The sequence below is a fragment of the Pseudoalteromonas sp. NGC95 genome, from assembly GCF_015864705.1.
GTDB lineage: Bacteria > Pseudomonadota > Gammaproteobacteria > Enterobacterales > Alteromonadaceae > Pseudoalteromonas > Pseudoalteromonas arctica.
Genome location: NZ_JADYWR010000008.1, coordinates 193,105 through 201,665, shown reverse-complemented (window position 1 = coordinate 201,665; position 8,561 = coordinate 193,105). Strand labels below are relative to the sequence as shown.

Genomic DNA, 8,561 nt, shown 5'->3' with positions numbered 1-8,561 from the left:
TTTTAGCAGCTTCTTTAGCAAACGCTTCGAGTTCTTCTTTATTCATGTTCATCGCCTAATCCTTAAACTCTTGATAGAGTAAATTATGATAGGCAGTTACACAAAATTAGTTACACCCTCTGATGTGCGTGCTTACTTTACGTATTATTGATGTAGGGCTTTTTTTGAAAGCTCAAAATTCTCGCCAACCTTACAACACACATTCTTATCTAAATCGCTTTGCTATTGGCTGTATATCAACAGCCGTGTCTTGGTGTGGTTATGCTCTTTGGTTTCATAGCACTTCATCTACGGTGGAAGTTACTACGACCATCGCTATTTTATCGGCGCTTGCCGGTGGCTCTGCAAATTTGCTGTCTGGAAGTCGTTTTACCGCTGTTCTATATAGTTTTACTTTATTGGCGCCCTACTCTTTTTTGCTAGCGCTTTCAAACGATCACTACCAACACGTATTGGGGTTATTAGGTTTAACTTTTGCCACAATCATGATTGCCTCTTCGTACAAATCAGCCACATTTACACACAGTGCAATCAAGCTCAAAAACCAAAACAGAGAGCTGCTTAATGAAATGGAAAACAAGGTCGAACAACGCACTGAAGAAATTTACCGCTTATCGAATACCGATCCACTCACAAATCTATTAAACCGCACCGCATTTTTAAAAAATGCAAACAAACAACTAGCAGATAACCCTAAAGAACCCTTTGCTTTATTATTTGTAGATTTAGATGGTTTTAAGCAAATCAACGATTCGTTGGGTCATAAAGTGGGCGATAAAGTATTAAAAGAAATAGCACTGAGAATTAGTAATGTATGCAACCAACAACTCTATAAATGCCGTTGGGGCGGGGATGAGTTTTTAATTTTAGCAACGTATCAAAACCAAACTGAGCTTATCGAGTTTGCTAATAAAGTGCTTCAAAGCATTAGCGCCGAGCATGAAACATATAAATATCAAAAATGGGTATCAGCAACTATTGGAATGGCCATGTACCCTGAGCACGGGAGTGATTTAAATACCTTAATTCGCTCTGCTGATATTGCAATGTATCACCAAAAACGCATGGCTAAAGGTAATATCAATATTTATAACGATTCACTCAAATTAAAACAAGAAAGAGAGTACCTGTTGAGTCAACGCCTAGCCAGTGCCATAGAAGAAAACAGTTTAAGACTAGTATTTCAGCCAATTGTAGATAGCAAAACATCAAAAGTAACCTCTTTCGAATCATTATTACGCTGGCAACTAGACGGTGAAAATATTTTCCCTGATGAGTTTATAACTATTGCCGAGCAATACGGTTTAATAACCCAAATGGGCCTCTGGGTCATAGATCAAGCATGTATACAAGCAAATAAATTCAACCATTTACCGACAAAAATTGCAGTAAGCGTGAACGTATCGGTAATACAATTACAAGATCCAAATTTTGTAACTAAGGTATTAAAAATAGTAAACAATCACCAAGTAGAGCCTAAAGATCTGCATATAGAAATTACCGAATCAGTATTTGCTAAGGATAAACTCACATTTTTGACAGCCGTTAAAGCACTACAAAAACAAGGCTTTTGTATTTCAATTGATGATTTTGGAACTGGCTACTCATCACTATCAAGCATGCTTGATATTGGTGTAGATATAGTAAAAATAGACAGAAGTTTTATTCAAAATATGGATAAAAGAGGGTTAAGTATTATTCATGCAATTGTACAAATGGCCTCATCTTTAGATTTTACTGTTGTTGCCGAAGGCGTTGAAACTATTGAACAAGCAAACACGCTTACTAATATTGGTGTATCTCACCTGCAAGGTTATTACTTTTCAAAACCGATGGAAGTAGATTTTGTAGATGCTTATTTAAATGAGCAAAATAAGCTGCGCCGTTGATAACCAAAACCCGCTAAAAGCGCTTAACTGCCATATGAGTTTTGCACTACCTTTCTTATTAGGGCTTGTTTATCTTTCGAGGTTAAATTTGCAGCAGACTGTTTGGTATTTAGGCAATGCAGAGCCTGTGTAGTGTGGTTATTCCCCATAAATAGCCGATAACGCAGCATAAATGCCAAACATGCGCTGCCGAAGGGTTCTCCCTAGGGGAGATTGACTCTTTGTTACTAAGTTACAAACCTCGCGCCGCGATTAAATCTTCCTTGGGTTGAACAAAGTTCAATCCTGAAAGGTCAACAAGCCCTCCTTAAAACATAATCTTACAATTACTTACACCCAGTACATAGTTATTAGCGTAGGCTAAATATAAACCAACTTACATAAGTGTATTACGTTTAAATTTACGCTAATTAGCAAACCGCCAGCGCTGGACCCTACGTTAAGTTGTGCGCTGATGTTGCTTATATAAGTGAATAATAAAAATGTAACGATACAACTAAATATAAAAAAGGGATTTGCATGATAAAACCACTTTGCTATTCACTCATCACTTTACTTACCCCCATTAGCGCTATAGCTCAAACAATGGCAATAAAAACAACGGATGAATTAGTATCAACCGATTCAGAGATTTTATTTGCATATAATAAAGAATCAAAACAATTAGAAGCCATTAATTTACTCACATCACTAAGTAGTGAACTTACTTTACCAAAAAATGCCATCGGGTTTGATGTGGCTACACTTGCTAACATTACCGATAAACAAGCACTCGTACTAACAAGTGATGGCGTATACAAAGCCCATGCTGGTAAACCAACACTATTGTTTAATTATGAGTCGGTTCTAAATCAATTAAAAATAGATAAATTTGAAAAAGTAGACTTTGTCTTCGATGCCAACAACGACGGTCTAAGCGATATTTTCATCCCTGGGTTAGCAAGCAGTACTTTATACATTCAAAATAAAGATGGCAGCTTTAAGCCTAACAAATTTAAACAAACACCTATGTATGAAGGCAGCTTTTCAGGAAAAGGGCTTTCTCTAGAAGTTAATATTAACAATAAACCCGTCGTTATTGATTTTAACCACGACGGGTTAAGCGACTTGGTTTTTTCAAATGACTTTGGAGCAGATGTACTACTTGCTAATTCAGAAGGTTTTGAGCAAAAGCTCACCTCAATTGATTTTAACATCGAATTAGGCGAGCTAAGCAATGGCGAAACTCGCAAAATAAAGCAAATTATTGATATTAATAACGACGGATTTCTAGATTTTACAACTAGACAGTTTAAGCCAACGCAAGGTATGGATTCGTTAGATATAAAAATAGCACATACTTTGTACCTAGGAAGTGCTAAAGGCTTTAGTAATACGCCCATTACCTTATTTGAAACACAAGGCCCTAGTGAGTTATTGCTCAAAACTGATTTTAATAATGATGGCTTAATTGATTTACAAAAAATGGATTTAGATATTGGCTTAGGTACTATTGCGTCTATGGCATTGGGCGGTGGCAGTACTGATGTAGATGTAGAAATGAACATTTATAAGCAGCAACCCGACGGCTCATTTGCCAATAAATCGAGTATAGAACTTGATTTAGAAATGGAAGTGGGAATGAACGGCGATGATTCCGAGCCAGCCCTATATTTAGGTGATATTAACGGCGACAGCTATATTGACGCAGTATACAAATACAGTAAAAAAACGCTGTATATTTATTACGGAGAGCAAGACTCACTCCTAAATGATAAACGTAAAAAATTAAAACTAACGCTGCCTAAAAATAATAAAGATATTCTTCTAGTAGATATAAACCAAGACGGTAAAAAAGATTTTGTATTTAAATTTACCGAAGAAGATGGCACCAGCAAAATAGAAACACGCTTAAATTAAGCCAATAAAAAAGCCCAACAGAGTTAACCGTTGGGCTTTGGACTTAAGACTTTCGAGTAATAGTCAGCTTTACTCTAAGTTATAACACCTAAGCAGTTACATTTAGCAGTGAATCGCCTTCACTTAAACCAAACTTCTCTTGCACTGATGCAAGGATTGATTCTTTATCTTCATCAGACAACTGGCTTGAATACTCAGTTAATAGCTCATCTAAGTAGCTGACTACTTCGTCTGTATCTACTGATTCTAAAGAGTTCTGTGGCGGCGGTGGCGGTCTTTGACCTTCCACTCGTCCTGCATCACCAATGCTTTTAGCATCAAACTCAAGTTCGCTCATTAAATCAGCAAGCTCTTTTGTTGGTTCAATACCTTGTTCTTTAAATGCCGCTTGAATACTTTGCGCGTTTTCTTCGGTTAAGTTGTCAGCGTCAAACTCTGCAAGCGTTTCTTTAACAAAATCGCTTTGCTCTGTTGTTAGTTTTGCAGCCTGACTACTTTGTTGCGGCATAAAATTCGCAGAACTACTGTTAATACTATTAATCATTTTAGTATCCTTTCAGCGTTCACGACGAGGTGGTTTATGATCGCTAAGTTCTTGTTCACTAATTTCGCCATTACCATCGGCATCTATAGAATCAAAAATTGTTTGTGCATCGCCGTGTGGCGGTTTTTTAGCACTAAACTCTTCAAAGCTAATTACGCCATCACCATCAGTATCAATAGTTGAAAAGTCAGGTTTTTCAGGAGGATTGTCACCGCCTCGAGCAGCTACATTAGCTGAAAAAGCAATAGATAATATTGCCACAGTGGCAAGAGTTGAAAAATGCTTCATAGTAATAACCTCGTATTTAAGAATTAAACTAAGCTTACGCTTTAAAAACGCAAACAATGTGCAAATAATGAGGAAGTAATAAATTATTTTAATAAAAAATAGTAATCTAAATGCTTATTTAAAAAGTTCTGGTTGATTGCTTTGCAATCAATATATAAGCTAATAAAATAATACGATTAATTACTCTCAGGCAGTAGTGTTACTGCCCTTAATTCTCAAAGCTGATATACTGCTTGAGCCAATTAAACAAACAAATACAGAGCACTTTCATAAATAATGATTAATAACCAACCCTACTTAGCAGGCAATCTGTGAAAATACCTAAACGCCTACAACCCCTTGTTGATGATGGCCTTATTGACGAAGTTATAAGCCGACTAATGAGCGGTAAAGAAGCCGATGTATTTATTGTCCGCTGTGGTGAGCACATTCGCTGTGCAAAAGTGTATAAAGACGCGGTTAAACGTAGCTTTAAAAAAGCGGCACAATACCAAGAAGGCCGAAAAGTACGTGGTGGACGCCAAGCGCGTGCTATGGGTAAACGTTCTAGCTATGGCCGTCAATTAGAAGAAGAGATTTGGCAAAATGCCGAAGTTGATGCGTTATCTCGTTTAGCTGGCGTGGGTGTACGTGTTCCTGATACTTACTTTTGTATTGATGGCGTGCTGCTTATGGAACTCGTTTCGGACGAGGACGGTAACGTAGCCCCTCAACTTGGACATGTCGTTTTTAGTGAAGAGCAAGCGATTGAGCAGCATAAACTCATGATGCATTACATTAAGCTTATGCTTTGCGCAGGTATAATACACGGCGATTTATCTGAATTTAATGTACTTGTAGATAATAACGGCCCTGTAATTATAGATTTACCGCAAGCAGTTAACGCTTCAGCAAATAACAGTGCACAAGCTATGTTTGCACGCGATGTAAATAACATACGCCGCTATTATGGTGAATTTGCGCCAAGCATACTAAAAACTCAATACGCTAAAGAAATGTGGGCATTATTTGAAGAGGCCAATTTAACGCCTAATTCAACGCTTACAGGTGAATTTGAAGACAGCGATGAACTTGCTGATGTAGATTCTATTCTTGATGAAATTCAAGCTGCCGAATACGAAGAGTTTGACCGTTTAGAGCGAATTAAAAATGCTGACGATGATGAATAGCTCATCGTCATAGCTCACTAATACCTCTTACTGCGGGTGTACAAATCGGTAGCCAACCCCATAAACAGACTGAATAACACTTTCAGTTTGTGTCACTTCATCTAGTTTTTTACGCAACTTTTTAATATGGCTATCAATAGTACGATGGCTCACAATACGCTGATCGGCGTACATAGTGTCCATTAAACTATCGCGCGAATAAATACGATTTGGGTTGTTAAACAAAGGTTTAAATAGCTGAAATTCAAAGTTCGTTAGCTCTATGCTGCTTGATTTGTATTTTACGCTGTAAGTGCTCTCGTCAAGCTTCATTGTTGACTCTGTAACATCACTTGCGCTACTTAATCGCCTTAATATAGCTTTAACTCGCGCCACCAGCTCAGCATAACTAAACGGCTTACAAATATAATCATCTGCACCTAACTCAAGTCCAAGCAGCCTATCTATTTCTTCTACTTTTGCCGATACCATAATAATAGGCACATTTGAAAAGCGCCTGATTGCTTTACATAGTTCAATACCACTTTGACCTGGTAGCATTATGTCGAGCAAAATTACGCTCGGCCTGTTAATTTCAAGCCAAGGTAATACTTCATTTCCGTGATGTATTTGATGAGTAACAAAATGATGGCTACTTAAAAAGTCACTCATTAAGTTAGCCAGCTTTACCTCATCTTCCACAATCAGTATTTGTTCGCTCATAGAGTTCTCTGTTATTAGTAATCCAAACTTAGGATAAAAATACCATATCAAACAAAGTTCAAGTTACGTATTTTTTATCTGAATCAACTAAAGCTAAATAGTTGGTAGCCTAATAATAATAGCAAGACCGCCTAGAGTGGCTTTTTCAGCAGCTATTTCACCATTATGGCCTTTAACTATATGTTGGCAAATAGATAAGCCCAAGCCCGAACCGCCCTCTTGGCGATTACGCGAACTATCTACTCGATATAAATACTCAAACAAATGCGATAAATGCGACTGCTCTACACCTACGCCATTATCTTCAATTATAAGCTCTAAGTAGGTTTGCCCTTTAATGCTTATATTATTAGCCGTTAATGAAATAGTGGTGCATTGTGCATAGTGCACGGCGTTCATTAAAATATTATCGAGCAGCTGCAAAAGGCGTGTTTTATCTGCTTGTACAGTTATGTGTTTAGCGCTATTTAGTAAGTAAATTTTTATATTATGTTGTTCAAGCACAACCTGATATTTTTGCTCAATAGTATTTAATAATAACGCCATATCAGTAGGTTGCACAGTGTAATGCATACCCCCTAACTCTGCGCTATTGAGCATATGCAAATCATCTATTAAGCGTTTTAAATGCAATGCCTCGTCGTTAGCCGAGTTAATATTTTTTGCATTAGGCTCACGTATTCCAAGTAGCATAGCTTCAAGTTCACCGAGCAAAATACTCATTGGCGTTCTAAGCTCGTGAGAAATATTGGCAAGCCAGCGTTTGCGCACTTGCTCGTCTTTAGCGAGTGTAAATGCAAGGATATTAAAATCTTCGCTTAATTGGCCTAATTCGTCTTTTCGCTCAAGCGTAAGTTTGGTCTCGTAATTACCTTGCGTTAAGCGATGCATACCATTAGCAATTTGCTTTACTGGGCTAACTAAGTGACGAGACAATAAAAAGGTAACTAGCAATGTAAGCAATACAGCGGCTAAAGCAATAAACCATAAGTAGTTAGTTTGCTGCTGTAAAAAATCAAGCTCATAACCATCAACCAAGCTATCTCTTTTAGATACAGCTAAGTAACCCACTGTTTTATCGCCCACTGTAATTGGGGTTGTTATATATTTTAAATCGCTGAGGTATCTACCCACTACTCGCTGCTTATTTTCGTCAAGCAAAGCGTAGTGAGCAATATTTTCAGGTGGTAGGCGGCGCTCTCCCCCTAAACGAATATGATCGGGTGGCGGCCGTCGCATCATTCCCCCTCTGGAGCCTGGACCTTCTGGTGGCCTAGGTAAAAACTGGCTATTTTCTAGCTGCGATTCAATAAGTTTTCTAAAATTTTCGCCATTGCCGACAACACGTTCCCATGAGGGGTTTTGTTCGTATTGCTTTGCAAGTTGCACAACAAGTGGTTCAAGCGCTTTTACTTCTTTTGCATTAACAAAATCAATTACGCCTTGCCCTATACTCCATTGTATAAGTACTACTAGCCCTGCAATAACACTAAAGGTAAAACTAAATAGTATTAAAAAAAGTTTATTATGGATTTTCATTAATGCGTGTTTTCAACCTTGCTAGGAAAGCTTTCAAAACGGTATGTTATAAACTCTTTGGTTTGATCGTTAACATACAATGTAGCAACTATTTTTTTGCCCTGAGCGGTCCAATACATATGACCATGATTATTTAAAGTAACCGATACGGTATTTATACCACTTTTAAATAAGTTAGCAGGTAAATGTAATGCATGTCCGTAAATTCGCTGTATTTTAACCCCATTAATATACAAATGAGCATGACCTCGTAAAAAGCCCGTGTCATCGTTTGTAGTAACGCTCATCATTTGTTGCATGTTCATTGCGCCCTCAGGAGGCACAGATAAATCATAGCGCTGCGTATCTAAAATTAAGTTATAACCCGACATACTATCTTTTAATAACTTAAGGCTTAATGCCGGAATTGGCGTATCACTTGGCACTGCTATAGGCATATGGCTATGATCCATCATTTCCTGCTGCGCAAAGAGCTTAAAGCTCAATAGCGCAGCAGTAGTTAGGATCAATGCGTATTTAAAATAACGCATA

General features: G+C 37.7%; 8 protein-coding genes. 3 read left to right on the top strand and 5 right to left on the bottom strand.

Translation table 11 applies throughout. The features are described from left to right. The first annotated feature begins 164 nt into the window (after window positions 1-164). Together I6E70_RS09835 and I6E70_RS09830 are read left to right on the top strand one after the other, a co-directional pair. The gene (locus I6E70_RS09835) at window positions 165-1,889 is read left to right on the top strand and encodes a putative bifunctional diguanylate cyclase/phosphodiesterase (RefSeq protein WP_231620091.1); all 1,725 of its coding nucleotides are present in this window, start codon (window positions 165-167) and stop codon (window positions 1,887-1,889) included. Window positions 1,890-2,408: 519 nt separating this feature from the next. Next, window positions 2,409-3,788 (top strand): FG-GAP repeat domain-containing protein, encoded by a 1,380-nt coding sequence (locus I6E70_RS09830; RefSeq protein ID WP_197188616.1) that lies wholly within the window; start codon window positions 2,409-2,411, stop codon window positions 3,786-3,788. A gap of 88 nt (window positions 3,789-3,876) precedes the next feature. On the opposite strand, the gene I6E70_RS09825 is transcribed toward I6E70_RS09830, so the two are convergent. Both I6E70_RS09825 and I6E70_RS09820 read right to left on the bottom strand, forming a co-directional pair. Then, complete coding sequence (locus tag I6E70_RS09825; RefSeq protein WP_197188615.1) at window positions 3,877-4,332, bottom strand: hypothetical protein; 456 nt, start codon at window positions 4,330-4,332, stop codon at window positions 3,877-3,879. A 12-nt stretch (window positions 4,333-4,344) separates the two neighbouring features. Beyond that, window positions 4,345-4,620, bottom strand: coding sequence for an EF-hand domain-containing protein (locus I6E70_RS09820; RefSeq protein ID WP_007581281.1), 276 nt, complete (start codon window positions 4,618-4,620; stop codon window positions 4,345-4,347). Between the two features lie 311 nt (window positions 4,621-4,931). On the opposite strand from I6E70_RS09820, the gene I6E70_RS09815 reads away from it, so the two are divergent. Continuing rightward, on the top strand, window positions 4,932-5,789 hold the full coding sequence (locus I6E70_RS09815; RefSeq protein WP_007376869.1) for a PA4780 family RIO1-like protein kinase: 858 nt from the start codon (window positions 4,932-4,934) through the stop codon (window positions 5,787-5,789). A gap of 27 nt (window positions 5,790-5,816) precedes the next feature. Here I6E70_RS09815 and I6E70_RS09810 read toward each other — a convergent pair whose 3' ends face one another. The 3 genes from I6E70_RS09810 to I6E70_RS09800 all read right to left on the bottom strand — a co-directional run bounded on the left by I6E70_RS09810 (window position 5,817) and on the right by I6E70_RS09800 (window position 8,560). Further along, complete coding sequence (locus I6E70_RS09810) at window positions 5,817-6,491, bottom strand: response regulator (protein ID WP_024607583.1); 675 nt, start codon at window positions 6,489-6,491, stop codon at window positions 5,817-5,819. 93 nt (window positions 6,492-6,584) lie between these two features. After that, on the bottom strand, window positions 6,585-8,030 hold the full coding sequence (locus I6E70_RS09805; RefSeq protein ID WP_197188614.1) for an ATP-binding protein: 1,446 nt from the start codon (window positions 8,028-8,030) through the stop codon (window positions 6,585-6,587). Continuing rightward, the gene (locus tag I6E70_RS09800; protein WP_024610943.1) at window positions 8,030-8,560 is read right to left on the bottom strand and encodes a hypothetical protein; all 531 of its coding nucleotides are present in this window, start codon (window positions 8,558-8,560) and stop codon (window positions 8,030-8,032) included. The genes I6E70_RS09805 and I6E70_RS09800 overlap by 1 nt, the downstream gene beginning before the upstream one ends. Window position 8,561: the final 1 nt, after the last annotated feature.

Bases quoted from the DNA above. Each gene is read 5' to 3' on its own strand.
- I6E70_RS09800 (WP_024610943.1), bottom strand. From the start codon at position 8,560: ATGCGTTATTTTAAATACGCATTGATCCTAACTACTGCTGCGCTATTG.
- I6E70_RS09820 (WP_007581281.1), bottom strand. From the start codon at position 4,620: ATGAAGCATTTTTCAACTCTTGCCACTGTGGCAATATTATCTATTGCT.
- I6E70_RS09810 (WP_024607583.1), bottom strand. From the start codon at position 6,491: ATGAGCGAACAAATACTGATTGTGGAAGATGAGGTAAAGCTGGCTAAC.
- I6E70_RS09805 (WP_197188614.1), bottom strand. From the start codon at position 8,030: ATGAAAATCCATAATAAACTTTTTTTAATACTATTTAGTTTTACCTTT.
- I6E70_RS09830 (WP_197188616.1), top strand. From the start codon at position 2,409: ATGATAAAACCACTTTGCTATTCACTCATCACTTTACTTACCCCCATT.
- I6E70_RS09825 (WP_197188615.1), bottom strand. From the start codon at position 4,332: ATGATTAATAGTATTAACAGTAGTTCTGCGAATTTTATGCCGCAACAA.